This window comes from Caballeronia ptereochthonis (assembly GCF_001545075.1).
Classification (GTDB): domain Bacteria; phylum Pseudomonadota; class Gammaproteobacteria; order Burkholderiales; family Burkholderiaceae; genus Caballeronia; species Caballeronia ptereochthonis.
Map to the genome: position 1 here is coordinate 44,008 of NZ_FCOB02000037.1, position 26,727 is coordinate 70,734.

A 26,727-nucleotide genomic window follows, 5' to 3' on the forward strand; every position below is an offset into this window, starting at 1 on the left:
TGGCTTGAGCCCGCAGCCATGCGACAATGCGGCCTCTCGAAAATATTCGCCGAAGCGCCGGCGCGCCTTGCGTGCCGGCCGCCGAGGCTGCGGCCTTTCGAACCTATGCCAGATTCCGCTGTAAACAGAAATCCTGACACGCTCACGGGCGACACCGCCGCAAAAAGCCGCCGCCGCGCGGCCGACACGCCGGCCGCGCAAGACATCGCCGACACCGAAAAGAAACTCGCCCGCGCCGCACGCTCGGCGCAGCGCCTCGTGCGACTGAGCGAAGACCCGCGCAGCGGCGAAACGCTCGATCTCTTCGCGGAAGACGCCGAACGCGCGCACCTTCAGGCGATGAACACGGACATCCGTCAGGGTACGTTCGAGGGCTTCGAGCTTCCCGAGGTGTTTCTCGCGGCGGTGCAGTCGAATTGCGGGACTGCGGCGCCGGGCGCCAACGCATCGGACTCGACGGCCGCGAAACACGCGGCGCGCGGCAGCGTGGCGTCGGTCGTGCCGGTGCAAGGGTTGTTTCAGGACGACGCGTTTCAACCTGCCGAGGCCGCCGCGCCGCTGCAGGGCGCGAACGAAACCGCCGGAAAACCGGGCGCGATCGCCGCTGCCGTGCCGCGAGCCGCGAGCCTCAGTTCCGTCGCGCTCGATGGCGACGCTAACGCCGCACCGCAGGACGAACCCGCGCAAGCGCCCGGGAACGCACCGCATTGCCCCGCCGCGCCGGTCGTGCACGACCGGCGCGGATGCAACGACGCCGCCGCGCCCGAACTCGATCACGCCCGCGCCACGGCGTTCGCGGACATCATCGACGCGCTCTACGCCGTGACCGCCGAGCAGCGCACCTCGACGACGGCTCACGCGCGCCGCATGAAGACGATGCTGACGATCATCGTCTGCGTGATGCTCACCACGGTGGCGACCGGCATCGCGCAAACGGTCGTGCTGATGCGCATGAGCCGCGACAGCAAGCTGCAGCAGGACCGCATGGAGCAACTGATGCTCAACCAGCAGGCGACGCTCGCCTCGCTCTTCGACACCGATTCCGCCACCATCAGCATGGGCCGCGCGCCCGATACGCTGCGCGACGACGGCGGCGCCTCGCCGGTGCAGCCGGTGAGCGCGGTCAAGCCGGATTCCGCGCCGAATCACGCCCGTCACGCGCATCGCCACGCCGGCTCGACCGCGCACTGATCCCCGCTGTCACATTCCGGCGACACCTGGCGCTGCGGCGGCATGTCGCGCGCGTCGGCTCGTCTGGATGCCGACTGTCCGCGGCACGGGCCTCTGCGTCCCGTCCCCGTTTTTCATTGCTTGCAAATCGGTAATTTTGTAGAAAAACTACCAAATTTCTTTCCAAGAAATGTTGCATTGCACTAGAAATCGATAAGGGGTAACCCTATAATTCTTCCTAAGGGAAAACCCCTCTATCACCAACCGGAGTCAGTCATGAGCTACCTCTTTGCCCTGCTGCAAAAATTTGCTTCGTTGTTCGAATCGCCGCACCTCCCGATGGACAAGGATTACTCGTACCAAGCGCGTTTCCGTGAATCGGAGCGTCAGCGCAAGGCGCGCGGCACGGCGTTCGGCGTTCGTCTGTAATGCGTGGTTGAAGGCGGCGCGGGAAACAGAACACCAGCAACACACGACGGCATGCGCCGTACGACCCGCCCGCCAGTTCCTCCCATATATGTAGTTTTTCTAGCAGTTCCCGTATCGCTCCAGCGTCGTTTCTGACGCGTCTTCCTTCCGCGCCTCGCGCGCGCGACGCAGTCCCCTTCCTTTCGTCTGTCTGACACACGCCTCGCAAGCCGCCTTCATCGCAAAAAGCGTCCGGACTTGTTCTTGCGCGACACGCCAAATATCGCGAGTTTTTTCGTTTCACCCGCCGCAAACCCCCGCCCAGCAAGGCTCCGATCCGAGCAGCGCGCGCCTGCTCATATTCCAGTGTCGTATTTCCACATGTGGTTGTCGCAAATAGTCGGCTGACGCGACTTTTTTCTAGCAACTATGTATGCACAGCGCGGACGCGCGTCCGCCCTCGCCAGGAGATATTCGATGAATTCCCCCAAGGTGGTAGTCGAGGGACTGTGTAAGGTATTCGGCAACAGTCCCAAGCAGGCGCTCGACATGCTGGCCGGCGGCGCAACGAAGGAAGAAGTCTTCAAGCGCACCGGACAGATCGTCGGCGTCCATAACGTCTCCTTCGATGTCAAGGAAGGCGAGATTTTCGTGCTCATGGGCTTGTCGGGCTCGGGCAAATCCACGCTGATCCGGCTCATCAACCGGCTCGTCGAACCGACCGCCGGCAAGGTGCTGATCGACGGCCGCGACGTGGCGGCTGTGCCGCGCTCGGAGCTCACGTCCCTGCGCCGCAAGGACATGAGCATGGTGTTCCAGTCCTTCGCGCTCATGCCGCAGCGCACCGTTCTTTCCAACGCCGCATTCGGCCTCGAGGTCGCGGGCGTCGGCAAGAAGGAGCGCGAGGCGCGCGCGATGACCGTGCTCGAGCAGGTCGGCCTCGCGCCGTTCGCCCAGAAGCTGCCCGCGCAGCTATCGGGCGGCATGCAGCAGCGCGTGGGTCTCGCGCGCGCTCTGGCCGTCAATCCTTCGCTGATGATCATGGACGAGGCGTTCTCCGCGCTCGATCCGCTGAAGCGCAAGGAAATGCAGAATGTTCTGCTCGATCTGCAGCGCGAGCAGCGCCGCACGATTCTCTTCGTGTCGCACGATCTGGAGGAGGCGATGCGCATCGGCACGCGCATCGCGATCATGGAAGGCGGCCGCGTGGTGCAGATCGGCACGCCGCAGGAAATCATCACGAACCCGGCCGACGACTACGTGGAGGCTTTCTTCGAAGGCATCGACACGAGCCGCTATCTGACGGCCGGCGACCTGATGCAGACGGACGACGTGCCGCTCATCAAGCATTCGCCGCAGATCGACGCATCGAGCGTGGCCGCGACGCTCAATGGCAGCGCCAACTATGCGTTCGTGCTCGACGCGCAACGCCGTATCCGCGGCTTCGTGGGACGCGATGCGAACGGCAACGCTGTTCCGCAGATCAACCCCATCGAATGCATCGAGCGCAGCATGACGCTGGATGACGTCGTGAACCGCGTGGTAGCGAGTCCGGCGCCGCTGCCCGTCGTCGATGCGGACGGTTCGTATTGCGGGTCGATCAACAAGACCAATGTCCTGAAGGTCCTTACGCACCATCGAGGTTCCCATGTCTGAAATCATTCCGCTTGGTAGCTGGGTCGATCACGGCGTCCACTATCTCCTCGATCACGACGCCAAAACCTTCGACTCGATCGGCAAGGTCATCGAGAGCTTCGCGGCGGCCGTCGAGCATGGTTTGCAAGCGATCCCGATGTGGGCGCTGATGGCGATCTTCGTCGGCGTCGGCTTATGGCGGGTCGGCTGGCGTTTCGCCGCCTTCGTGCTTGCATCGCTGTTGCTGATCTATGCGACGGGCTTCTGGGATCAGATGGTCATCACGCTCGGTCTCACGCTGTCGTCGACGTTCATCAGCCTCTTGCTCGGCATTCCGCTCGGCATCTGGACGGCGAAGAGCAAGTACGTCGAGATGGCCGTGCGCCCCGTGCTCGACCTCATGCAGACGATGCCCGCGTTCGTCTACCTGATTCCGGCCGCGATGCTCTTCGGCCTCGGCCGCGTCCCCGGCATTCTCTCGACCGTGATCTTCGCGATGCCGCCCGCGGTGCGGCTCACGTCGCTCGGCATCAAGCACGTGAACCGCGAGATCGTGGAAGCGGGCCAGGCATTCGGCTGCACGCCGTGGCAGTTGCTGTACAAGGTGCAGATTCCGAACGCGCTGCCTTCCATCATGACCGGCGTGAACCAGACGATCATGATGGCGCTGTCGATGGTCATCATCGCGTCGATGGTCGGCGCGGGCGGTCTCGGCAACGACGTGCTCGCCTCGATTCAGCGTCTGGACATCGGCCTCGGCTTCGAGAGCGGCTTGTCGGTGGTGTTGCTGGCGATCATTCTGGACCGCATCACCGAGAGCTTCGGACGTTCGCCCGGCATGGCGCGCGCCCCGCTGCTCTCCGGTCTCAAGAGCGTGATGAAAGTACGCCGCGCACCGGCGGCGCAACAGAGCTAAAAAGCGTATGAAGCGCGACGCGATCGTTCCTGCCGTCACCGATTCGCCGCTGTCCAATCTCGCGCACTTCGGCTTCCTCACGCTGCCGAACTTCTCGATGATTGCATTCACGAGCGCGGTGGAGGTGCTGCGCATGGCCAACTACGTGGGCCGCGCGCAGCACTACACGTGGTCGATCATCACGCCGGACGGCGAGCCCGCCCGCGCGAGCAACGGCATCACCGTGAAGCCGACGGTGACGCTCGAGGAAGCGGGCATGCCGGACGTGCTGATCGTCTGCGCGGGCTGGCATGTCGCCGATTACGTCGACGACAGGGTGATCGCGCTCCTGCAGCGCGCGCATGAGGCGGGCATTCCGCTCGGCGGCATCTGCACCGGGCCGTACGCGCTGCTGGCCGCGAAGCTGCTTGACGGCTATCGCTGCACCCTGCACTGGGAAGACATGTCGCCGGTGAACAAGCGCTTCCCGCATGTGCGTTTCGCGGACGAGCTCTTCGTGATCGACCGCGATCGCATGACCTGCACGGGCGGCACCGCGCCGCTTGACCTGATGCTCAATCTCGTCGGCATGCGGCTCGGGCAGGCTCACTCGGCGCAGGTGTCGGAGCAGTTCATCGTCGAGCGCATTCGCGGATCGACGGACTTCCAGCACATTCCCGTCGATGCGCGCGTCGGCTTCTCGCGCGCCGAGCTCGTCGAAGTGGTGCGCCTGATGGAAGCGAACATCGAGGAGCCGCTTTCACTCGAAGAACTCGCGCGGCTCGTGCATCTTTCGCAGCGGCATCTGCAGCGCATGTTCAAGATGTTCCTCAACGTGTCGCCGACGCATTACTACCTGACGCTGCGGCTGCGGCGCGCACGCGAGCTCCTGCGCAACACCGATGCGTCGATCGCGCGCGTGACGAGCATCTGCGGGTTTCATTCGCCTTGTCACTTCAGCAAGGCGTATCGCGCGCAGTTCGGGCATGCGCCCAGCGTGGAGCGTCGTCTGTCGGCCTAGCGCGTTACTTGTCTGTTTTCCTTTCTGGTCCGCGCGGGCTTTCATGGGCCGCGCGCGGGCCGTGCTGCGCCTTCGAAAAACCTGGGAGAGAAACATGAAACGCTTGTGGATCGCGTCGCTTGCTGCGGCGATGCTGTCGGGAGTATGTGTAGCGAATGCCGCCGAGCCCGCCGCGTGCAGGAACGTGCGCTTCGCCGACGTCGGCTGGACCGACATCGCCGCGACGACCGGCCTCGCATCGACGATTCTTCAGGGCCTCGGCTACAATCCGACGAAGACGATCGCCTCCGTGCCGATCACGTTCGCGGGCGTGAAGAGCAAGCAGATAGACGTGTTCCTCGGCTACTGGTCGCCGACGATGGACCCGATGATCGACTCCTTCAAGAAGGCGAACCAGGTGAAGATCCTGCCGACGCCGAATCTGACGGGCGCGAAGTACACGCTGGCGGTGCCGGACTATACGTATCAGGCGGGCATCAAGAACTTCAGCGACATCGCCAAGAACTACGACAAGCTCGACGGCAAGATCTACGGCATCGAGCCGGGCAACGACGGCAACGCGCTCATCAAGAAGATGATCGACACCAACCAGTACGGGCTCGGCAAGTTCAAGCTGGTGGAATCGAGCGAGGCGGGCATGCTGGTCGAGGTGAATCGCGCGATTCGCGAGAAGAAGCCCATCGTGTTCCTGGGCTGGGAGCCGCATCCGATGAACGTACAGATGAAGATCGACTATCTCGCGGGCGGCGACGACGTGTTCGGTCCCAACTACGGCGAAGCGAAGGTGCTGACCGTCACGCCGACCGATTATGACGCGCGGTGCCCGAATGTCGCGAAGCTCGTATCGAATCTGCAGTTCACGACGGACATCGAGAATCACGTGATGCTGCCGATCATGAACAAGACGGATGCGAACAAGGCGGCGCGCGAATGGCTCAAGGCGAATCCCGCCGTGCTCGACAAGTGGCTCGCGGGCGTGAAGACCTTCGACGGGAAGGATGGGCTGCCGGCGGTGAAGGCGTATGTGGCGGGCGCCAACTGAGTGCTTCGAGGCGCATTCCGGCGTGAGGGGCGTGACCGCGCGTGAAGCAGGCGCGGTCACGATGATCGTCACGGCGACGCACGTGAAGCGTTTCCTAGATGCGACCCCAGGTCGTCACGATAGTTGTCATTGCCAGCAGGGCGCTCAGCACCGTCAATGGAAGCGGCGCCCTACCGATGGCCAGTCGCTCGAGTTGCAGCCGGCGAGTCACATCGCAGAGCACGATCACTACAGCGACCGATATGCCGATGTAACTCCAGTAGAAGTATCGAAGGTCCGACGCAACGCCCGCAGGAAAATAAGTGAGAACGTAGATCAGGGCGGAAGTCAGCGTGACGTGCGCGAACCTGGCGGCGCCGCTCGCTGTTCGCCAGCTCAACGTGAGCCAGACGAGTGCCATTGCGCCAGCGACACACCAGTACGCCGGCGCGCTCGGACGGGAATCTGCTCCTCTCGCGGTGTAACGCGCGAGCAGCATCGTGATTGGCTTGAGAGCGGACGCCGGCGCCAATGTACCACCACCGTCGATTACCTGAGCCTGGTCGATGAAGTGCCTGATCTCAGGGCGTTTGAGGAGCGCTTGATAGTTGTCGAGCCTGCTTCGCAGATACGCTTTCGGATGGTTCAGTATCTGAGTGAGCCATGTTCTCGTGAGCGTCGAGCTTCCCCAGTAATGCTGCTTCACCAGCTCTTGCATCACGAAACTGCAATCGTCTGGTCCGCCGTCTCCCCAGGCATAGCTGTTCCATGAGGTGTCCATATAGCAATGCCGTTCGATCTTTTCCGTTTGTTCGGGAGTCCAGTTGCCCGGAAATTGATTCGTTTGCGTATAGTGAGAGATGGCCGCCAGATTGTATGTCTGCACCGATGACAGCGGATGCGTGTGATCGACTGTCACGATCTTGCCGATCAGCGAGTTGATGCCGAAGCAGAGGACCAGGCAAGCGATGGCCGCAAGCGTCGAACGGACCGGCCGCATATCGCGGAACTCCCACATCAGCAGAGGCATGGCCGCGAAAACCGCATTCGAACGAACCAGAACCCCACTCAGTACGAGCACGACGATTGCCGTGCGGCGAAACAGACTGCGCGTACGAGCTTTGCCGCCTGCCTCGCCGATCATGAGGCCGCAAGCCAGCAGCCATAATGTCGCTTGCAATACGTCCTTCCAGACGATTCCCGAGAAGTTGAGAACCACGGGCAGAAAAGGCACGGCGAAAATCAGCAGCCCGCGGCGTCCGAATTCGGCGCACAGACGCGCAGCAAGCAATCCGATTCCGCCCCACAACGACGCCGAGATCAGGAGCAGCATGCCTGTTGCGCCAGGAAACACCGGCAGAAGCGCTGACCAGAGAATCGCCATGAAAGGCGGATGCCAATCCGCATAGGCGTGGCGCAGAGCCTGCGCATATTGGTCGGCCGAGTCCGAGCTGACAAGACCCGGGTAGAACGCGTAGACGTTGAAGACAAAACCCGCTAGCGCGAGCGCGAAGATGATTCGCCCGAGCCCGTTGCGGCGCTCGTCTTCCTTGAACGAGATGCGCCCGCCTACCGGCTTGTCTGTGTTCGTTTCGACCTGAATACCCATAGCTTGGCGGTGAGGAAATTGACGAACATACCGGCAATGGATCCTGCTGCCACCGCCAATGCCGGAGCCGCCGGACCCTTCGGCAGCAGTTTCAGTGCGACGGCGTAGACCGTGTAGTTGCACGCGCCGCCGAACGACATCGCAAGCAGATACTGATACCACTCTTTCCAGAGCGAGCCGTTCGCTCGCCCGGTAAAGGTAATACGCCGATTGATCTGCCAGGTAACGAATGCGGCGCACAGAAAGGACAGGGCGCGTCCGAGATAGGGACCGCATCCACCGGTAAGCGCGATGTACAACACGCCGGCGTCGACAACGAAGCCGACTGCGCCGGCGATCGCGAAGCGCACGAACTCGCGATGAGTCTTACTCACGGCTTCGGACAGGTTGCAGCGCGGGAATCGCGAGATAGGCGATTCGCTTTATCTCGTTTCTGCCGCGCGTGACCGTATCGAGCACAATGCCGCAGACCAGCAGAATGGCTCCAAGCAGCATGAGACCGATACTCAGGACGACGGTCGGAATCCGCGGCACCAACCCGGTTTCCACATAGGTTTCGAATACGGGTACGGCCAGACCAACCGAAAGCAACATGCAGATGACGAACCCGGCAGTGAAAAACGCCAGCGGCTTTTCCGCCTTGAACAGCTTGAGGATCGTGAGCAGGATGCGAAAGCCGTCGCGATAAGTATTGAGCTTGCTTTCCGATCCTTCCGGCCGGGACTTGTAGCTCGTCTCGAGTTCCGCCACTGGCATGCGCATGCTCAGCGCGTGCACGGCCAGCTCGGTTTCGATCTCGAACCCCGCCGAGTGCACCGGGAACGTCTTCGCATAACGCCTCGAAAATACGCGGTAGCCGGAGAGCATGTCCTTGAACGTCTTGCCGAAGATAGTCGCCGCGCACCGAGTGAGCAGCACATTTCCAAACCGGTGACCCAGGCGATAAGCGGTCTGCTCGTCACTCAGTCGGGATCCGACGACCATGTCGAGATGATTTTCGATCAATAATTCGATCAACATGGGTGCGGCGGCGGCGTCGTAGGTGGCGTCTCCGTCGACCATCACGAACACGTCGGCTTCCACGTCCGCGAACATCCGGCGCACCACGTTGCCCTTTCCTTGCAGTGGCACCGAGATCACGCGCGCGCCGGCTTCGCGAGCGACGCGAGCCGTGTTGTCACGGGAATTGTTGTCAAAGGCAATAATGTCTGCGTCTGGCAGGCTGAGTCGAAAATCGCGCACGACGGTTCCGATAGCGGCTTCCTCGTTGTAGCAAGGAATGACCACGGCGACACGTACCGAGGAATGTTGTTGGAGCATCGGGTAATAACAAGACAGTTCAGTCGCGCGCGTGCAAACGTGCAAATTGCGTTCGCGTTTGAGCGTATTCGGAGTGAAGGACCGAACGTTAGCATCGACTGATTTCGCGATGGATTGCTTGTTGCAAAATAGCAACACCTCCAATCAATCGAATTGAGGGCTTGCCTGATTAACTCAAGATGATTCGCCGGAAACGCCGCGAATTGGCGTACTGGACGTTTATCAGCAGTTGCGCTTTATATTTTCTTGTGCGAGAAAGCGCGCGATTTGATTGTTGCCCGACAATCAGATCGCGACGCACGCTCAATCCAGGCAGCAAATAATTCCTTTAGGTTCGACTCTCTTATTTCCTTCCTCTAACTTCGATAATTCGTCTTCGCGTTTCCCTCGATCATCCTCAACGCCGCCTCCCACTGCAGCGCCAAAATCCCATCCGATTCATCCCGTCGATACTGCGAAGCCGTCAGCTCGCAGACGTTCTTCGATGGAATCGTCAACTCCGCATTTCCCGCCAGCGCCCGAAGCTGAATCTCGCACGCGCGCTCGAGAAAATACATCTCCTGAAACGCCTCCGGAATCGACTTGCCGCAAGTGAGCAACCCGTGATTGCGCAGGATCATCGCGTTGTGTGACCCGAGGTCGTTGACGAGCCGATCCCGCTCGGCGAGATTCAGCGCGATGCCCTCGTAGTCGTGATACGCGAGATGTCCGTAATACTTCAACGCGTGCTGGCTGATCGGCAACAGGCCCTGCTTCTGCGCGGATACCGCCGCCCCCGCCGCCGTATGCGTATGCACGACGCACGCCACATCGGGACGCGCCATGTGAATCGCCGAATGAATCGTGAAGCCCGCCGGATTCACGCGATAGCGCTCGGGATCGTCGCTTGCGCCCGCTTCGACCGGACGTCCCTCGCTGTCGATGCGCACCAGATCCGACGCGCGCATCTCGTCGAACAGCACGCCGTAGCGGTTGATCAGAAAGTGATGGTCCGATCCCGGCACGCGCGCGCTGATGTGCGTGAAGATCATGTCGGTCCAGCGAAAGTGCGCGATCACGCGGTACAGCGCCGCCAGATCGCACCGCACCTGCCATTCTTCCTGCGAGTATCCGTGAGTCTCCATGCCGTTCCTCCTTGGTTTGACGAGCCGCGGAAAACGTGAACAGATCCTTCTAGATTGCCTGTGCGCGGCCCGGGAAAGTCTCGTCGTAGTCCATCAGCTGATTTGCTTGCTGCGCGTCCTGTGCGCCGCCCTGCTCGCGATACATCATCGGCGGCACGCCGAATTGCTTGCGGAACTCCCGGCCCAGATGCGATGCATCGGAGAAGCTGCAGCTCGAAGCGATATCGGCCACGGTCTTGTCCGAACTCGTCAGCAGCCACGCGGCCGTGCGCAGCCGCACCTGCTTCGCGTACGCCTGCGGCGCCTTGCCGGTCTCTGCCTTGAAAAGACGCTCCAGTTGCCGCGTCGAGAGATCGAGCTTGTGCGCGAGCTCGTCGAGCGTGAGCGAGCGCCCGACGTGCTGTTCCATCAACAGGATCGCACGTTTCACCTTCGGATGCGTCGCGGGCGCGAGTCCCGGCGGATGCGGCTGCGGCGCGTTGCCTTTCTGCATGTCGTCGACGAGCAGGATGCGCAGCGCCTTCTGCACCGTCGCCGTTTCGAAGTGGCGCAACAGAATGGCGGCCGCTACGTCGATCGATGCGCGCCCGCCCGAGCAAGTGATGCGCCGCCGGTCGATCACGAACAAACGGTCCGCGACGAGCGCCTGTTCGTCGACATGCGGAAAACGCTCGACGAAATCCCAGTAATGAAACCAGCTCACGCAGATGCGATGGCCTTCGAGCACGCCCGCGCGCATCATCGAGAAGACGCCCGTGCACATGCCGACGATGGTCGCATTCGACGCCGCCGCGCGGCGAATGAACTGCAGGGTCGCGTCGCTCGCGGCCGGCCCGGAATGCAGCAGGCCGCCGACTACGACGACGTAGTCGAACGGCTCCGCTTCGTCGAAGGTTTCCCAAGGCGTGATCTGGATGCCGCAGCTCGCGCGCACGGGCGCGAGCGTCTCGCCGATCACGCTCCAGGAGCAGCGCACCGGGCGGCTGAAGTCGCCTTCGTCGGCGGACAGGCGCAACAGGTCGACGAATCCGGAGAACGCGGTCAGCGTGAAGTTCGGCAGCAGGATGATGCCGAAGCGGATGCGCGATTTCGATTGACCGTCGATGGACAGCGGTGGAAGGGATTCTGCGGGGTTCATGCGCGTGACGTGCGGCGGCTCGAATTCATGCAGCGAGCATAACACCGGGCCGTGCGACGCGGGCGCGATGGAAAGGAATCAGGGGACGGAGGCGCGACGCGCATCGGACGCGGCGCCGGGAAAGCAGGGGATCAGCTGCCCAGGACCGCGAAGGCCCACGCGAACGCGGACCCGACCAAGGCACCTGTGGTGCGGCCAAGGAGGCTCGCGATCGTGTAATCGCCCCAGCGTTGCTCGATTTCCGCTTTCAACACGCCGAAGTAGCGCAGCGTCGGACCGATCGAGCAGGTGAGCATCAGTGCGAGCCAGACCGGCGCCTGGCGCGTGAGCACCTTGTCGGGCGAGAGGACATCGATGGCCTGAAGCGCGCCGACCACAGCCGCGCCGATGAGAAACGAGAGAACCCAGGATTTGAAGAACTGGTCGGGAAGAGCGTGAGATTCCATCGATGCAATCCGGTAAAAGCAGGACAGGACGAGCGACTTGAAATCACGGGAGCGCTCGCTTGCGAACGTAGGGGAATATACCTAGGCGAGGCTTCTCAGCCCGTCGGATCAGTCTCAAAAGCTCGGAACTTGCAACGAAGATGCGCAATAACGCGCAAAACGTGAAATGGTCTGTTACGCGGCTGCCTGCGCGCCCTCGGGTTTCGTCGGCGCGTCAGAAACTTGGGCAAATGCGTCACGCGCCGCGCGCGAGGCAACGCACTGACGCCGCCATCCCATTTCGACGGCGTTTTTGTTCTATCGGGTCCTTTTACGGTTTGGTGCAATGAGCGCCATACCGAAACCACGGTCGCGCATCCGCGCAGCGCCATATCCAGGGACACGCCAAATGAACGTCAGCGTCTTCGATCTGTTCAAGATCGGCATCGGACCGTCGAGCTCGCATACCGTCGGGCCGATGATCGCGGCGTGCCGCTTCGCGTCGCATATCGAGGACGCCAATCTGCTCGCTTTCGTCACGCGCGTGCGCGCCGAGCTGTTCGGCTCGCTCGGCGCGACCGGCAAGGGCCACGGCACCGACAAGGCCGTCCTGCTCGGCCTCGAAGGCAATCTGCCCGATCTCATCGATCCTGATGTGATCGCGCCGCGCCTCGCGGAAATCCGCGCGACGAAGCGCCTGAAGCTGCTCGGCAAGCACGAAGTCATATTCGAGGAGCGCGAGCACATCGGCTTCTATCGCAAGCTGATGCCGGGCGCGCCGGGTTCGAGCATCGTGCATCCGAACGGCATGCGCTTTCAGGCGTTCGACGGGAACGGTCAGCTGCTCGTCGAAAAAGAGTATTACTCGGTCGGCGGCGGCTTCGTGGTGAACCGCGAGGGCGATCGCGTGAACGGATTGCGCGCGGGCGGCGCCGTGCCGCATCCGTTTCGCACCGGCGACGATCTGATGCGCATCTGCCGCGAGACGGGCCTCTCCATCGCCGAAGTGACGATGCAGAACGAGTGCGCGAATCGCACCGAAGCCGAAGTCCGCGAAGGCATGCTCGCGGTGTGGCGCGTGATGGCCGCGTGCGTCGAGCGCGGCTGCAAGGAGCGCGGCGAACTGCCGGGCCCGATGCACGTGAAGCGCCGCGCCGCCGACCTGTGCCAGCAACTGCGCGCGCGCTCCGAAGAGTCGCTGCGCGATCCCCTGTCGATGCTCGACTGGGTCAATCTGTACGCGATGGCCGTCAACGAGGAAAACGCATCGGGCGGCCGCGTCGTCACGGCGCCGACCAATGGCGCGGCCGGCGTGATCCCCGCCGTGCTGCATTACTACGTGAAGTTCATGCACGGCGCGAACGACGAAGGCATCGTGCGCTTCCTTCTGACCGCCGCCGCCATCGGCATCATCTACAAGGAAACCGCTTCGATTTCCGGCGCCGAAGTCGGTTGCCAGGGCGAAGTCGGCGTCGCGTGCTCGATGGCCGCCGCCGCGCTCGCCGCGGTCATGGGCGGCACGCCCGCGCAGGTCGAGAACGCCGCCGAAATCGGCATGGAGCACAACCTCGGCATGACCTGCGATCCCGTCGGCGGCCTCGTGCAGATTCCGTGCATCGAGCGCAACGCGATGGGCGCGATCAAGGCGCTCAACGCCGCGCGCATGGCGATGAAGGGCGATGGCAAGCACTACGTCTCGCTCGATTCCGTCATCAAGACGATGCGCGAAACCGGCGCCGACATGAAGACGAAATACAAGGAGACGTCGCGCGGTGGCCTCGCCGTGAACGTCATCGAATGCTGATCAGCCCAAACGCATAACCCCGCACCAAGGAAACACCATGAGCCGCTACTCGATATTCAGCCTGCTGCGCAACGGCATGTCGTATCACGAGAACTGGGAGCGCCAGTGGCGAAGTCCCGAGCCGAAACGCGAATACGACGTGGTGATCGTCGGCGGCGGCGGCCATGGGCTCGCGACCGCGTATTACCTCGCGAAGGAGCACGGCATCACGAATGTCGCGATTCTGGAGAAGGGCTGGATCGGCGGCGGCAATACCGCGCGCAACACGACCATCGTGCGCTCGAACTATCTGTGGGACGAATCCGCCGCGCTGTATGAGAAGGCGATGAAGCTGTGGGAAGGTCTCTCGCAAGACCTCAACTACAACGTGATGTTCAGCCAGCGCGGCGTGATGAATCTCGCGCATACGCTGCAGGACGTGCGCGACACCGAGCGCCGCGTGAATGCGAACCGCCTCAACGGCGTCGATGCCGAGTTCCTCACGCCGCAGCAGATCAAGGAAATCGAGCCGACCATCAACCTCAACAGCCGCTATCCGGTGCTGGGGGCGTCGATTCAGCGTCGCGGCGGCGTCGCGCGTCACGATGCGGTGGCCTGGGGCTTCGCACGCGGCGCGGATCGCGCGGGCGTGGACATCATCCAGAACTGCCAGGTCGTGGGCATTCGCCGCGAAGGCAACCGCGTGACGGGCGTCGATACGACCAAGGGCCATATCAAGGCGAAGAAGGTCGCGATCGTCGCGGCCGGCAACACGACGACGCTCGCCGACATGGCCGGCGTGCGGCTGCCGCTCGAAAGCCATCCGCTGCAGGCGCTCGTCTCCGAGCCGATCAAGCCGGTCGTGAACACGGTCGTGATGTCGAACGCGGTGCACGCGTACATCAGCCAGTCCGACAAGGGCGATCTCGTGATCGGCGCGGGCGTCGATCAGTACACGGGCTTCGGGCAGCGCGGCAGTTTTCACATCATCGAAGGGACGCTGGAGGCGATCGTCGAGATGTTCCCGGTGTTCTCGCGCGTGCGCATGAACCGCCAGTGGGGCGGCATCGTCGATGTGTCGCCGGATGCGTGCCCGATCATCAGCAAGACCGACGTGAAAGGCCTCTATTTCAATTGCGGCTGGGGCACGGGCGGCTTCAAGGCGACGCCGGGCTCGGGCTGGGCGTATGCGCACACCATCGCGAAGGACGAGCCGCATCCGCTGAACGCGCCGTTCTCGCTGGATCGCTTCTATACCGGTCATCTGATCGACGAGCACGGCGCTGCCGCCGTGGCCCACTGAACGCACTGGAGAAAAGAACCATGCTGCTGATCGAATGCCCCTGGTGCGGGCCGCGCGCCGAAACCGAATTTTCCTGCGGCGGCGAAGCGGATATCGCACGCCCGCTCGACACGGAAAAGCTCACCGACAAGGAATGGGGCGACTACCTCTTCATGCGCAAGAACCCGCGCGGCGCGGCGCGCGAGCAATGGATGCACGCGCAAGGCTGCCGTCGCTGGTTCAAGGTGCAGCGCGATACGGTTTCTTATGAGATTCAAGGCTACGAGACGTTCGACCGTCCGCTGGCTGTGATGTCTGACAACGGAGGCACGTCGAAATGAGCCAGAAAGACCGACTCGGACTGGGCGGGCGCATCAACCGCGCGATCACCCTGACCTTCACCTTCAACGGCAAGACGTATCAGGGCTACGAGGGCGATACGCTCGCCTCGGCGCTGCTCGCCAGCGGCGAGCGTTTCGTCGCGCGCAGCTGGAAGTATCACCGTCCGCGCGGCATCATCACGGCGGGCGTGGAAGAGCCGAATGCAATCGTGCAGCTCGAAACCGGCGCATACACGGTGCCGAACGCGCGCGCGACGGAAGTGGAGCTTTATCAGGGGCTCGTCGCGAAGAGCGTGAACGCGAAGCCGAACATCGAGAACGATCGCATGGCGGTCAATCAGAAGATCGCGCGCTTCATTCCCGCGGGCTTCTACTACAAGACCTTCATGTGGCCGCGCAAGTTCTGGCCGAAGTACGAGGAAGTGATCCGTGACGCGGCGGGTCTCGGCGAAGCGCCGAAGCATCTCGATGCCGACCGCTACGACAAGTGCTTCGCTCACTGCGACGTGCTCGTGGTCGGCGGCGGCCCTTCGGGTCTCGCGGCGGCGCATGCGGCTGGCCTGTCGGGCGCGCGCGTGATTCTCGTCGACGATCAGCGCGAACTCGGCGGCTCGCTGCTGTCGTGCCGGGCGGAGATCGACGGCAAGCCCGCGGTGCAATGGGTGCAGAAGATCGAAGCCGAACTGCGCAGGATGCCCGACGTGAAGATTCTTTCGCGCAGCACGGCGTTCGGCTATCAGGACCACAATCTCGTGACGATTACGCAGCGCCTGACGGAGCATCTGCCCGTGTCGATGCGCAAGGGCACGCGCGAACTCATGTGGAAGGTTCGCGCGAAGCGCGTGATTCTCGCGACCGGCGCGCACGAGCGTCCGATCGTGTTCGGCAACAACGATCTGCCCGGCATCATGCTGGCGTCGGCGGTGTCGACGTATCTGCATCGCTATGCGGTGCTGCCGGGCCGCAATGCGGTCGTCTTCACCAATAACGACGACGCGTACCAGTGCGCCCTCGATCTGAAGGCCGCCGGCGCCGAAGTGACGGTGGTCGATCCGCGGCCGGTCGAATCGAAGGGCACGTTGCCCGCTGCCGCGCGCCGCTATGGCGTGCGCGTGATGAACGACGCCGTGATCACCGTTGCGCACGGCAAGCTGCGCGTGGCGTCGGTGGAAGTGGCGTCGTATGCCAAGGGTCAGGTCGGCCAGAAGCAGACCGAACTGCAATGCGATCTCGTTGCGATGTCGGGCGGCTGGAGTCCGGTGCTGCACCTGTTCGCGCAATCGGGCGGCAAGGCGCACTGGCATGACGAGAAGGCGTGCTTCGTGCCCGGCAAGGCGCTGCAGGCGGAAAGCAGCGTCGGCGCATGCGCGGGCGAGTTCTCGCTGGCGCGCGGCATTCGCTTCGGCGTCGAGGCGGGCGCGGAGGCGGCGCGTGCGGCGGGTCATATCGTCGCGAAGCCGCAACCGGTGCAAGTGGCCGAGATCGTCGAAGCGCCGATGATGCCGCTGTGGATCGTCGGCGGCAAGGAAATGGCGACGCGCGGTCCGAAGCAGTTCGTCGACTTCCAGAATGACGTGTCGGCAGCCGACATCTATCTCGCCGCGCGCGAAGGCTTCGAATCCGTCGAGCACGTGAAGCGTTATACGGCGATGGGCTTCGGCACGGATCAGGGCAAGCTCGGCAACATCAACGGCATGGCGATCCTCGCGCAGGCGCTGGGCAAGAGCATCCCCGAGACCGGCACGACGACCTTCCGCCCGAACTACACCCCTGTGACTTTCGGCACGTTCGCCGGACGCGAGCTGGGCGAGTTTCTCGATCCGGTGCGCAAGACCGCGATCCACGAATGGCACGTCGAGAACGGCGCGATGTTCGAGGATGTCGGCAACTGGAAGCGTCCCTGGTACTACCCGAAGGCGGGCGAGGACATGCACGCGGCGGTCGCGCGCGAATCGCTCGCGGTGCGTCAGAGCGTCGGCATTCTCGATGCGTCGACGCTCGGCAAGATCGACATTCAGGGCCCGGACTCGGCCAAGCTGCTCAACTGGATGTACACGAATCCGTGGAGCAAGCTCGAAGTCGGCAAGTGCCGCTACGGTCTGATGCTCGACGAGAACGGCATGATCTTCGACGACGGCGTGACCGTGCGCCTCGGCGAACAGCACTACATGATGACGACGACCACCGGCGGCGCGGCGCGCGTCCTGACGTGGCTCGAACGCTGGCTGCAGACCGAATGGCCCGACATGCGCGTGCGTCTCGCCTCGGTGACCGATCACTGGGCGACGTTCGCCGTCGTCGGACCGAACAGCCGCAAGGTGTTGCAGAAGGTGTGTCACGACATCGACTTCGCGAACGCGTCGTTCCCGTTCATGAGCTATCGCGACGGAACCGTGGCGGGCGCGGCGGCGCGCGTGATGCGCATCAGCTTCTCGGGCGAGCTCGCCTACGAAGTGAACGTGCCGGCCAACGTCGGCCGCGCGGTGTGGGAAGCGCTGATGGAAGCGGGCGCTGAGTTCGACATCACGCCATACGGCACGGAAACGATGCACGTGCTGCGCGCGGAGAAGGGCTACATCATCGTCGGCCAGGATACGGACGGCTCGATGACGCCTTACGACCTCGGCATGGGCGGGCTGGTGGCGAAGTCGAAGGACTTCATCGGCAAGCGCTCGCTCACACGCTCGGATACGTCGAAGCAGGGACGCAAGCAGTTCGTCGGCCTGCTCACCGATGATCCGCAGTTCGTGATTCCGGAAGGCTCGCAGATCGTCGCGGGTCCGTTCCAGGGCGATACCGCGCCGATGCTCGGCCATGTCACGTCGAGCTATTACAGTCCGATTCTGAAGCGCTCGATCGCGCTGGCCGTCGTGAAGGGCGGTCTCGAGAAGATCGGCGAATCAGTCCTGATTCCGCTCGCCAACGGCCAGCGGGTCAACGCAAAAATCACCAGTTCGGTGTTCTACGACAGCGAAGGAGCACGTCAGCATGTTGAATGAGATCAAGGCATCCACGACGGTCGTCGATCGCGCGATCAGCGGACAGGGCCTCAGCGGCACCTGGCAGGAGTCTCCGCTCGTCGGCGCCGACGCGCTCCTCAAAGCCCATCAAGGCGGTTCGCCGAAGGCGTTTCGTTTCACCGAGCGGCCCTTCCTCGAACTCGTGAACGTGCGCGGCGACACGCGCGATCCCGCATTCGTCGCGGCGGTGCAGCGCGTGATCGGCTGCACGCCGCCCGAGAAGCCGAACACGATTGCGCGCGGCAACGGCTACACCATGCTGTGGCTCGGTCCCGATGAATGGCTCGTGCATTCCGACACGGCGCACGACGCAGCGCGTCCCGCGCCGCTCGAAGCGAAACTGCGCGAGGCGTTCGTCGGCCAGTTCTCGGCCGCGGTGGATATCGGCAGCGGCTATACGGTGATCGACATCGACGGCCCGAACACGCGTGAAGTGCTCTCGCGCGGCTGTCCGCTCGATCTGCATCCGAAGGTCTTCGGCGAAGGACAGTGCGCGCAGAGCCACTACTTCAAGGCGTCGGTCACGCTCGTGCCTTTGGGTGGTGATCGTTTCGAGATCATCGTGCGGCGCAGCTTCGCGGACTACTTCGTGAAGATCATGCTCGATGCGGCCGAGCCGCTCATCGCATGAAGCCGTTCGAGCCGCTTCGGGCAGGTGGACAGGGCTGGCGCGTGGTCGTCGACGAGCTGGTGGTGAAGACGCGCATCGGCTTGTACGAGCACGAGCATCGCGCGCCGCAACCTGTCTGCATCGATGCGAGCCTGCACTATCGCGGCACGCCGCACGAGTCCGACGAAGGCCTGATCGATTACGAAGCGTGGTGCAACCGCGTGAGCGCGTTTCTCGAAGAGAAGCCGCATACGCGCTTGCTGGAAACGCTCGCGCTCGAGATCGCCGCGCTTTCGTTCGACGAATGGCCGGCGCTCGACGCGCTCACGCTCACGCTGCACAAGCCGAAGATTCGCGAGGGCACGCGGCGTCTCGGGCTCGAGCTCGACTGGCGGCGCGCGGATTACGATGCGTGGCGCATGAAAGCCGCCGCGCGCCTCGCGTCCGTGTGATGTCCATGTCGCGCGATGCCGCCGCGCTGCTTTCCGAACGCGCGTGCAAGGAACGCGATGCAATCGCCGCGCTCGCGCTGCTCGATCGCAGCATCCAGCTCAGGCACCGGCGCATCGCGCTGATTCGCTATCTGCATGCGCAATATCTCGACGCTCCGCTCGAGGCGCGGCATCACGACTATGTGAAGGCAATCGCGGCGCGGCTGAGCGTCGAGACGCTCACGCGCATCGCCGCGACGGCGCGCTCGCGCTTCGATGCATGACGCATGCGTTCCATCCCGATGACGTAAATCTTCTATGTCGCGGATTTCTGTCGGCGTCTACTGAAAACGCTTCGCCAGATCGTTTTTCGCCCACGTCCACGCGGCCGAGGCCGCATCGAGAGGGATGACATGTCTACCGCCACGCAGCCACGCGCGAGCGCCGCGGCTCGGCTCGAACGCCTGCCGTTTTCCGGGTACCACCGGACCATCTTCATCATCATCGCGATTGCGTTCTTCTTCGATTCGGTCGACCTCGGCACGATGACCTTCGTGCTCGGCTCGATCAAGAGCGAGTTCGGCTTGTCCACCGCGACGGCCGGCCTCGTCGCCAGCGCGAGCTTCTTCGGCATGGTGCTGGGCGCGGCCGTCGCGGGTCTGCTTGCCGATCGCTTCGGACGGCGGCCTGTATTTCAGTGGAGCATGGTGTTGTGGGGATTGGCGTCGTATCTCTGCTCGACCGCGCAGTCCGTCGATGCGCTGATTTTCTATCGCGTGTTGCTGGGCGTCGGTATGGGCATGGAGTTTCCGATCGCGCAGACCTTGCTTTCCGAATTCGTGCCGACGGCATCGCGCGGCAGGCTGATCGCGCTGATGGATGGGTTCTGGCCGTTGGGCTTCATCGCGTCGGGCGTGGTGTCGTACTTCGTGTTGCCGAAGTTCGGTTGGCGCACGGAGTTTGCGCTGCTCGCGATTCCCGCCGTGTTCGTGTTGATCGTGCGGCGCGTGGTGCCGGAATCGCCGCGCTGGCTGGAGCATCGTGGACGAACGGCCGAAGCGGATCGCGTGCTCGCCGACGTCGAAGTGAGAGTCATGAAAGCGAAAGGCCTGAGCCGGCTGCCGCCGCCTTCGATGCTCGCCGAGCCGCCGGTGAACAAAGGCACGGGCGCGTTTCGCGAGATCTGGAGCGCGGCTTATCGGCGCCGCACGGTGATGGTGTGGATGCTGTGGTTCTTCGCGCTGCTCGGGTTCTATGGGCTGACGTCGTGGCTGGGCGCCTTGATGCAGCAGGCCGGATTCGCCGTGACCAAGTCGGTGCTCTATACCGTGCTGATTTCGCTGGGCGGTGTGCCTGGCTTCCTGTGCGCGGCGTGGCTCGTCGAGAAGTGGGGGCGCAAGCCGACCTGCATCGCCTCGCTCGTCGGCAGCGGGGTGATGGCCTATTTGTATGGGCAGACGGCGCTGCATGCGGAAACGCCGACGCTGCTCATTTGCGCCGGGCTCGCGATGCAGTTCTTCCTCTTTGCGATGTGGGCCGTGCTTTACACCTATACGCCCGAGTTGTACGGCACCGGCGCGCGTGCGACAGGCTCGGGGTTTGCTTCGGCGATCGGGCGCGTCGGGTCGTTGATCGGGCCTTATGTCGTGGGTGTTGTCTTGCCGGTGTTCGGGCAAGGCGGCGTATTTTCGCTCGGGGCGCTCTGCTTCGTGATTGCGGCCTCGGCGGTCTGGCTGCTCGGGATCGAGACGCGGGGGCTGGCGTTGGAGACGCTGGTTTCGGAGGCGGAAGAGCAGGAGGGGAGCGGGGTGCTGGTTTCTGCGAGAGAGTGAATTTGCAGTGGCAGGAGGTAGGGCGATTTGAAGGCCGCGTTTGCGCGGCCTTTTTTTAGCTTTAGCGGTTCTTCAACCTCGCCGCGCCTCCGCGACCTCAACGACCGGAGATTTCGTGGTTCGCTGCTGACCTCGGGCGCGCGCGCCTCTCGCCACGAAGTAAGGCGTCGGAACGCGCGCCAACGCCTCCCGCCCCCGAATCCGGTCCGCAATCTTCTCCGCCAGCATGATCGTCGGTGCGTTGAGATTCCCGGTCGTGATCTGCGGCATGATCGACGCATCGACGACGCGCAGCCCCTGCATCCCGTGCACGCGTCCTTCGCCATCGACGACGGCCATATCGTCATATCCCATCTTGCACGAGCACGAAGGATGATAAGCCGTCTCCGCCTTTTCACGCACGAACGCGTCGAGCTCGGCATCGCTCTTCAGATCGTCACCCGGATGCAACTCCCGCCCGCGATACCCCTCGAGAGCGGGCTGCCGCATGATCTCCCGCGTGATGCGAATCGCATCGCGGAACTCGCGCCAGTCGAGCGGATCGGCCATGTAGTTGAAGAGAATGCCCGGATGCGCGTTCGGATCGCGCGACTTGAGCTTCACGCGCCCGCGGCTCGGCGAGCGCATCGAGCCGACATGCGCCTGAAAGCCGTGCATCTTGATCGCGTTCGACCCGTTGTAATTGATCGCGACGGGCAGAAAGTGATACTGGATGTTCGGCCAGAGATCGTCGTCGCGCGTGCGGATGAAGCCGCCCGCCTCGAACTGGTTGCTCGCGCCGATGCCTGTCCCGTTCAGCAGCCATTCGACGCCGATAGCCGGCTGATTCCACCACTGCAACGCGGGATACAGGGACACCGGTTCCTTGCACTCGTACTGCATGTACATCTCGAGGTGATCCTGCAGGTTCTCACCGACGCCCGGCAGATCGTGTAAGACAGGAATCTCCAGCTCCTTCAGCCAGCTCGGCCGTCCCACGCCCGAGCGCTGCAGCAACTGTGGCGAAGCAATCGCGCCGCTGCACACGAGCACCTCGCGCCGCACATGCGCGGTGACGCGCTGCCCGCCATGCAGATACGCCACGCCGATCGCACGCTTGCCCGAGAACAACACGCGGTCGGTAGTTGCATGCGTAACTATCGTGAGATTCGGACGATGCTTCGCGCGATCCAGATACCCGCGCGCCGTGCTGGCACGCCGACCCTTCGCCGTCACGGTGCGATCCATCGGACCGAAGCCTTCCTGCTGATAGCCGTTGAGATCCTCGGTACGCGGATAACCCGCCTGCACGCCCGCCTCGACCATCGCCGCGAAAAGCGGATTGTTGCCGGGCTTGCTCGTCGTCACGTGCACGGGGCCGTCGCCGCCGTGATAAGCGTTCGGTCCGATATCGCGCGTCTCCGCCTTGCGGAAATACGGCAGACAGTCGAGATAGCTCCAGTTCTCGAGGCCCGGCTGCGCGGCCCAGTTGTCGTAGTCGAGCGCGTTGCCGCGGATATAGCACATCCCGTTGATGAGCGACGATCCGCCCAGCCCCTTGCCGCGCCCGCATTCCATGCGGCGATTGTTCATATGCGGCTCGGGCTCGGTTTCATACGCCCAGTTATAGCGCCGCCCTTGCAGGGGATAGGCGAGCGCCGCAGGCATCTGCGTGCGAAAGTCGAAGCGATAGTCCGGCCCGCCCGCTTCGAGCAGCAGCACGGTCACGTCCTGGTCCTCGGTGAGACGCGAGGCGAGCACGTTGCCCGCCGATCCCGCGCCGACGATGATGTAGTCGTATTCATTCACGCTCATCGCAAAGCTCCTCAAAACACCGGCTGATAGGGACCGAGCTCGACCTGCACGGACTTGATGCGCGTATAGGCGTTCAGGGTCACGATGCCGTTCTCGCGTCCGATGCCCGATTGCTTGTAGCCGCCCACCGGCATTTCGGCAGGCGACTCGCCCCACGTGTTGATCCAGCAGATGCCCGCTTCCAGCCGATGAATCACGCGATGCGCGCGCGACAGGTTCTCCGTCACGACGCCGGCGGCGAGGCCGTAGTCGGTATCGTTGGCGCGTGCGACGACTTCATCCTCGTCGTCGAAAGCGAGGATGCTCATCACGGGACCGAAGATTTCCTCGCGCACGATGCGCATGTCGTCGCGGCAATCGGCGAACACGGTCGGCTCGACATACTGGCCGCGCGCGAACGCGCCATCAGTGATGCGCGCGCCGCCCGCTACGAGCCGCGCGCCTTCGCGCCTGCCGCTCTCGATGAAGCCGAGCACCTTCTGCAACTGCGCGGCGCTTGCGAGCGGGCCGAAGTTGGTATTGGGATCATCGGGTGCGCCAATGCGAATGCGCTTCACCCGCTCGACGATCAACGCTTCGAAGCGCTCGATCACGCCGCGCTCGACGAACACGCGCGTGCCGTTCGTGCACACCTGGCCCGAGCTGAAGAAGTTCGCGCTCATGGCGATGTCGGCGGCGCGCTCGAGGTTCGCATCGTCGAACACGATGAGCGGCGACTTGCCGCCCAGTTCCATCGTCACTTCCTTGAGCGTCGATCCGCCCGCGCGCGCCATCACTTTCTTGCCGGTCTCGACGCCGCCCGTGAACGATAGCTTCTCGATGCCGGCATGTTCGGCGAGCATTGCGCCGACGCGTCCATCGCCCTGAACGACGTTGAAGACGCCCGCGGGCACGCCCGCTTCGGTATAGATCTCCGCGAGCTTCGATGCGGTCAGGGGCGTGACCTCGCTTGGCTTGAAGATCATCGCATTGCCTGCCGCGAGCGCGGGCGCGGATTTCCAGCATGCGATCTGAATCGGGTAATTCCATGCGCCGATGCCCGCGCACACGCCGAGCGGCTCGCGCCGCGTATAGACGAACGACGATTCGCGCAGCGGTATCTGCTCGCCTTCGATGGCCGTCGCGAGTCCCGCGTAGTACTCGATGACGTCCGCGCCCGTGACGATATCGACGGCGCGGGTCTCCGCGACCGGCTTGCCGGTGTCGCGTGTTTCCAGCGCGGCGAGCTCGTCGTTGCGCGCGCGAAGCAGATCGACCGCGCGGCGCAGGATGCGCGAACGCTGCATCGTGGTCATTGCGGTCCATTTGCGCTGGCCTTCGCGCGCGGCTCGCACCGCGCGGTCGATATCCGCCTGTGACGCCTGCTGCACGCGTGCGAGCGTTTCGCCGGTGGCGGGATCGAGCGTGTCGAAGGTTTCGCCGCTCGTCGCATCGACGTATTCGCCGCCGATATAAAGCCGTTGCTCTCCGAATGCGGACATGTCGCGCTCCCTGAAGGTGAGTGTTGAATCAACTCCGCGCTTCGAGCACGAGGTCGATGTAGTCGTATGCGAGGCGCAGCGCCGCCTTCGTGTCGAAAGGTTCGCCGGCGAGCGCGCCGCGCAGCCACAGGCCGTCGATCAGCGCGGCGAGACCGCTCGCGGCGCGGCGCGCGGCCGGCTTCGCCAATGTTCTGGAGAAATCGGCGCACAGGTTCGAATGGAGGCGCCGCGTGTTCACGTGCTGGAGCCGCCGCAGTTCGGGCTTGTGCATGCTCTCGGACCAGAACGCGAGCCAGGTCTTCATCACCGGCCCGTTCACCTGCTCGACATCGAAGTTCGCGGCGACGACCGCGCGCAGCTTCGAGCGCGGGTCGGACTTTACGGCCTTGCGGCGGCGCGACGTCGCCTGCCACAGATCGCGCAGCACGTGGCGCATCGTGGCTTCGAGCAGGCCGTCCTTGTCGCCGAAGTAATGGCTGACGATTCCCGTCGAGATGCTTGCGCGCTGCGCCACCGACGCGAGCGTCGCGCCCGCGAGCCCCGACTGGTCGATGGTGTGCAGCGTGGCGTCGATGAGTTGTGCGCGGCGGATCTCGCGCATTCCGAGCTTGGGCATGGCGGCATCGAAACGAGAAAATGTCCGCCGATGGTAGTTTTTTTATTTTGAACGGTCAATCAATAAAAACCGGGTCGCAAGCCGGCCGGCGCGCGATGTCGGTTTGAGTCAAACGCGCGTCGCATTGAATGACAGTCGCCGCTTCCCGGCGGCGCTACCCTCGTTGCACGGGCGCGATGAGCCGGAACAGTGCAGGCGGGCCTATCGCGCGTGCCGTCCACGAAACATGGAGACGATCAATGAGCAGCAATCGCGGCGTCGTTTATCTGGGGCAGGGCAAGGTCGAAGTGCAATCCATCGACTATCCGAAGATGGTCGATCCACGCGGCCGCGCGATCGGCCACGGCGTCATTCTGAGAGTGGTCACGACCAACATCTGCGGGTCGGACCAGCACATGGTGCGCGGCCGCACGACCGCGCAGGTCGGCCTCGTGCTCGGTCACGAGATCACGGGCGAGGTGATCGAAGTCGGGCGCGACGTGGAGACACTGTCCGTCGGCGATCTCGTGTCGGTGCCGTTCAACGTCGCGTGCGGTCGTTGTCCGACTTGCAAGGCGCAGCATACGGGCGTGTGCCTGAACGTGAACCCATCGCGCGCGGGCGGCGCGTACGGCTATGTCGACATGGGCGGCTGGATTGGCGGCCAGGCCGAGTACGTGATGGTGCCTTATGCCGACTTCAATTTGCTGAAGTTTCCCGACAAGGCGCAGGCGATGTCGAAGATTCGCGATCTCACTTGCCTCTCCGACATTCTTCCGACGGGTTATCACGGCGCGGTGATGGCGGGCGTGGGGCCGGGCTCGACGGTGTATATCGCGGGCGCGGGACCGGTGGGCATGGCGGCGGCCGCATCGGCGCGTCTGTTGGGTGCGGCGTGCACGATCGTCGGCGACATGAACGAGGAGCGTCTCGCGCACGCGCGCAGGATGGGCTTCGAGACGATCAATCTGTCGAAGGACGCGACGCTTGGCGAGCAGATCGAGCAGATTCTGGGCAAGCCGGAAGTGGATTGCGCGGTGGATTGCGTGGGCTTCGAAGCACATGGTCACGGTTCCGACAGCGGGCACGAAGCGCCGGCCACGGTGCTCAATTCGCTGATGGAGATCACGAAGGCGGCGGGCGCGATCGGCATTCCGGGCCTTTATGTGACCGACGATCCGGGCGCGGTCGATGCCGCCGCGAAGCAGGGCAGCTTGAGCATTCGCTTCGGCCTTGGTTGGGCGAAGTCACATTCGTTTCATACCGGGCAGACGCCGGTGATGAAGTACAACCGCAATCTGATGCAGGCGATTTTGTGGGATCGGTTGCCGATTGCGGATATCGTCAATGTGTCGGTGGTTTCGCTTAATGAAGCGCCGGATGGGTATCGTCAGTTTGATGGCGGTGCGCCGAGGAAATTCGTCATCGATCCGCATGGGTTGTTGAAGGCTGCTTGAGGGCGGTTTTGGGTTTTTTCCCCTGCGGTCGCGGTTGTTTTTTTGAGGCCGTGGGGGATTAGTCGTTCGCTTCTGCTTTCGTGAAATCCTGAATTCTTAGTGGTCTATTGGTGTTGCCCCTGTGCGGGGCGGCAGTCACTTTCTTTGCTGCTGCAAAGAAAGCAACTGTATTGAAGGTCAAGTGCAAAGGCACAAGGAATCATGGTTTGGGTGGGTTCCAGGGCGTGGCATCGCGCATCATGGCGTTGAGCTGGGTGAGGAGCTTGCGCATGCCGGCGACGAAGGCGACCTTGGTCTTCTTGCCTTTGGCACGCAGCCGATCGCAAAACGCCTTG

At 63.4% G+C, this 26,727-nt stretch carries 24 protein-coding genes; 15 read left to right on the plus strand and 9 right to left on the minus strand.

The window, feature by feature from the left end; genetic code table 11:
- The first annotated feature begins 105 nt into the window (after window positions 1–105).
- From AWB83_RS29770 to AWB83_RS29790, 6 genes are all read left to right on the plus strand, one after another.
- Window positions 106–1,191 (plus strand): hypothetical protein, encoded by a 1,086-nt coding sequence (locus AWB83_RS29770; protein WP_087049215.1) that lies wholly within the window; start codon window positions 106–108, stop codon window positions 1,189–1,191.
- A 255-nt stretch (window positions 1,192–1,446) separates the two neighbouring features.
- On the plus strand, window positions 1,447–1,599 hold the full coding sequence (locus AWB83_RS36865) for a hypothetical protein (RefSeq protein WP_167389180.1): 153 nt from the start codon (window positions 1,447–1,449) through the stop codon (window positions 1,597–1,599).
- 456 nt (window positions 1,600–2,055) lie between these two features.
- Window positions 2,056–3,234 (plus strand): quaternary amine ABC transporter ATP-binding protein, encoded by a 1,179-nt coding sequence (locus AWB83_RS29775; protein WP_087049216.1) that lies wholly within the window; start codon window positions 2,056–2,058, stop codon window positions 3,232–3,234.
- On the plus strand, window positions 3,227–4,129 hold the full coding sequence (gene choW / locus AWB83_RS29780) for a choline ABC transporter permease subunit (RefSeq protein ID WP_087049217.1): 903 nt from the start codon (window positions 3,227–3,229) through the stop codon (window positions 4,127–4,129). Before AWB83_RS29775 ends, choW begins: the two co-directional genes overlap by 8 nt.
- Before the next feature lie 7 nt (window positions 4,130–4,136).
- Window positions 4,137–5,129, plus strand: a complete 993-nt coding sequence (locus AWB83_RS29785; protein WP_087049218.1) for a GlxA family transcriptional regulator — start codon at window positions 4,137–4,139, stop codon at window positions 5,127–5,129.
- Window positions 5,130–5,223: 94 nt separating this feature from the next.
- Entirely contained in the window at window positions 5,224–6,171 is a 948-nt protein-coding gene (locus tag AWB83_RS29790; protein ID WP_087049219.1) for a choline ABC transporter substrate-binding protein, read from the plus strand.
- Window positions 6,172–6,265: 94 nt separating this feature from the next.
- On the opposite strand, the gene AWB83_RS29795 is transcribed toward AWB83_RS29790, so the two are convergent.
- The 6 genes from AWB83_RS29795 to AWB83_RS29820 form a co-directional block, all read right to left on the minus strand.
- Window positions 6,266–7,759 (minus strand): hypothetical protein, encoded by a 1,494-nt coding sequence (locus AWB83_RS29795; protein ID WP_087049220.1) that lies wholly within the window; start codon window positions 7,757–7,759, stop codon window positions 6,266–6,268.
- A complete protein-coding gene (locus tag AWB83_RS29800) occupies window positions 7,720–8,109 on the minus strand; it encodes a GtrA family protein (protein ID WP_244197926.1) in 390 nt (129 codons plus the stop codon). The genes AWB83_RS29795 and AWB83_RS29800 overlap by 40 nt, the downstream gene beginning before the upstream one ends.
- A 16-nt stretch (window positions 8,110–8,125) precedes the next feature.
- The gene (locus AWB83_RS29805; protein WP_087049222.1) at window positions 8,126–9,079 is read right to left on the minus strand and encodes a glycosyltransferase family 2 protein; all 954 of its coding nucleotides are present in this window, start codon (window positions 9,077–9,079) and stop codon (window positions 8,126–8,128) included.
- Window positions 9,080–9,435: 356 nt separating this feature from the next.
- Window positions 9,436–10,203: a class II aldolase/adducin family protein gene (locus tag AWB83_RS29810; RefSeq protein WP_087049223.1), complete on the minus strand. Its 768-nt coding sequence runs from the start codon at window positions 10,201–10,203 to the stop codon at window positions 9,436–9,438.
- A 49-nt stretch (window positions 10,204–10,252) separates the two neighbouring features.
- Window positions 10,253–11,341, minus strand: a complete 1,089-nt coding sequence (locus tag AWB83_RS29815) for a GlxA family transcriptional regulator (protein ID WP_087049241.1) — start codon at window positions 11,339–11,341, stop codon at window positions 10,253–10,255.
- Window positions 11,342–11,472: 131 nt separating this feature from the next.
- Window positions 11,473–11,787, minus strand: a complete 315-nt coding sequence (locus AWB83_RS29820) for a hypothetical protein (protein WP_087049224.1) — start codon at window positions 11,785–11,787, stop codon at window positions 11,473–11,475.
- A 388-nt stretch (window positions 11,788–12,175) separates the two neighbouring features.
- On the opposite strand from AWB83_RS29820, the gene AWB83_RS29825 reads away from it, so the two are divergent.
- The 8 genes from AWB83_RS29825 to AWB83_RS29860 all read left to right on the plus strand — a co-directional run bounded on the left by AWB83_RS29825 (window position 12,176) and on the right by AWB83_RS29860 (window position 21,065).
- Window positions 12,176–13,570, plus strand: a complete 1,395-nt coding sequence (locus tag AWB83_RS29825; protein ID WP_087049225.1) for an L-serine ammonia-lyase — start codon at window positions 12,176–12,178, stop codon at window positions 13,568–13,570.
- 37 nt (window positions 13,571–13,607) lie between these two features.
- The gene (locus AWB83_RS29830; RefSeq protein WP_087049226.1) at window positions 13,608–14,852 is read left to right on the plus strand and encodes a sarcosine oxidase subunit beta family protein; all 1,245 of its coding nucleotides are present in this window, start codon (window positions 13,608–13,610) and stop codon (window positions 14,850–14,852) included.
- A 20-nt stretch (window positions 14,853–14,872) separates the two neighbouring features.
- Window positions 14,873–15,172 carry a sarcosine oxidase subunit delta gene (locus tag AWB83_RS29835; protein WP_087049227.1) on the plus strand — a complete coding sequence of 100 codons (300 nt, stop codon included), beginning with the start codon at window positions 14,873–14,875 and terminating at the stop codon, window positions 15,170–15,172.
- Window positions 15,169–18,171: a sarcosine oxidase subunit alpha family protein gene (locus AWB83_RS29840; RefSeq protein WP_087049228.1), complete on the plus strand. Its 3,003-nt coding sequence runs from the start codon at window positions 15,169–15,171 to the stop codon at window positions 18,169–18,171. The genes AWB83_RS29835 and AWB83_RS29840 overlap by 4 nt, the downstream gene beginning before the upstream one ends.
- Window positions 18,161–18,823, plus strand: a complete 663-nt coding sequence (locus AWB83_RS29845; protein ID WP_087049229.1) for a sarcosine oxidase subunit gamma — start codon at window positions 18,161–18,163, stop codon at window positions 18,821–18,823. Before AWB83_RS29840 ends, AWB83_RS29845 begins: the two co-directional genes overlap by 11 nt.
- Window positions 18,820–19,254: a dihydroneopterin aldolase gene (locus AWB83_RS29850; protein ID WP_087049230.1), complete on the plus strand. Its 435-nt coding sequence runs from the start codon at window positions 18,820–18,822 to the stop codon at window positions 19,252–19,254. The genes AWB83_RS29845 and AWB83_RS29850 overlap by 4 nt, the downstream gene beginning before the upstream one ends.
- Window positions 19,254–19,517, plus strand: a complete 264-nt coding sequence (locus AWB83_RS29855; protein WP_087049231.1) for a hypothetical protein — start codon at window positions 19,254–19,256, stop codon at window positions 19,515–19,517. The genes AWB83_RS29850 and AWB83_RS29855 overlap by 1 nt, the downstream gene beginning before the upstream one ends.
- A 129-nt stretch (window positions 19,518–19,646) precedes the next feature.
- Entirely contained in the window at window positions 19,647–21,065 is a 1,419-nt protein-coding gene (locus AWB83_RS29860) for an MFS transporter (protein WP_087049232.1), read from the plus strand.
- Between the two features lie 72 nt (window positions 21,066–21,137).
- On the opposite strand, the gene betA is transcribed toward AWB83_RS29860, so the two are convergent.
- Genes betA through betI form a run of 3 tightly spaced genes read right to left on the minus strand, consistent with a single transcriptional unit; the run spans window position 21,138 to window position 24,956 of the window.
- Window positions 21,138–22,859, minus strand: coding sequence for a choline dehydrogenase (gene betA / locus AWB83_RS29865; RefSeq protein ID WP_087049233.1), 1,722 nt, complete (start codon window positions 22,857–22,859; stop codon window positions 21,138–21,140).
- 11 nt (window positions 22,860–22,870) lie between these two features.
- Window positions 22,871–24,340: a betaine-aldehyde dehydrogenase gene (betB, locus tag AWB83_RS29870; protein WP_087049234.1), complete on the minus strand. Its 1,470-nt coding sequence runs from the start codon at window positions 24,338–24,340 to the stop codon at window positions 22,871–22,873.
- 28 nt (window positions 24,341–24,368) lie between these two features.
- Entirely contained in the window at window positions 24,369–24,956 is a 588-nt protein-coding gene (gene betI, locus AWB83_RS29875; RefSeq protein WP_087049235.1) for a transcriptional regulator BetI, read from the minus strand.
- 239 nt (window positions 24,957–25,195) lie between these two features.
- Here betI and fdhA point away from each other — a divergent pair, with 239 nt between their 5' ends.
- Window positions 25,196–26,392, plus strand: a complete 1,197-nt coding sequence (gene fdhA, locus AWB83_RS29880) for a formaldehyde dehydrogenase, glutathione-independent (RefSeq protein ID WP_087049236.1) — start codon at window positions 25,196–25,198, stop codon at window positions 26,390–26,392.
- Window positions 26,393–26,727: the final 335 nt, after the last annotated feature.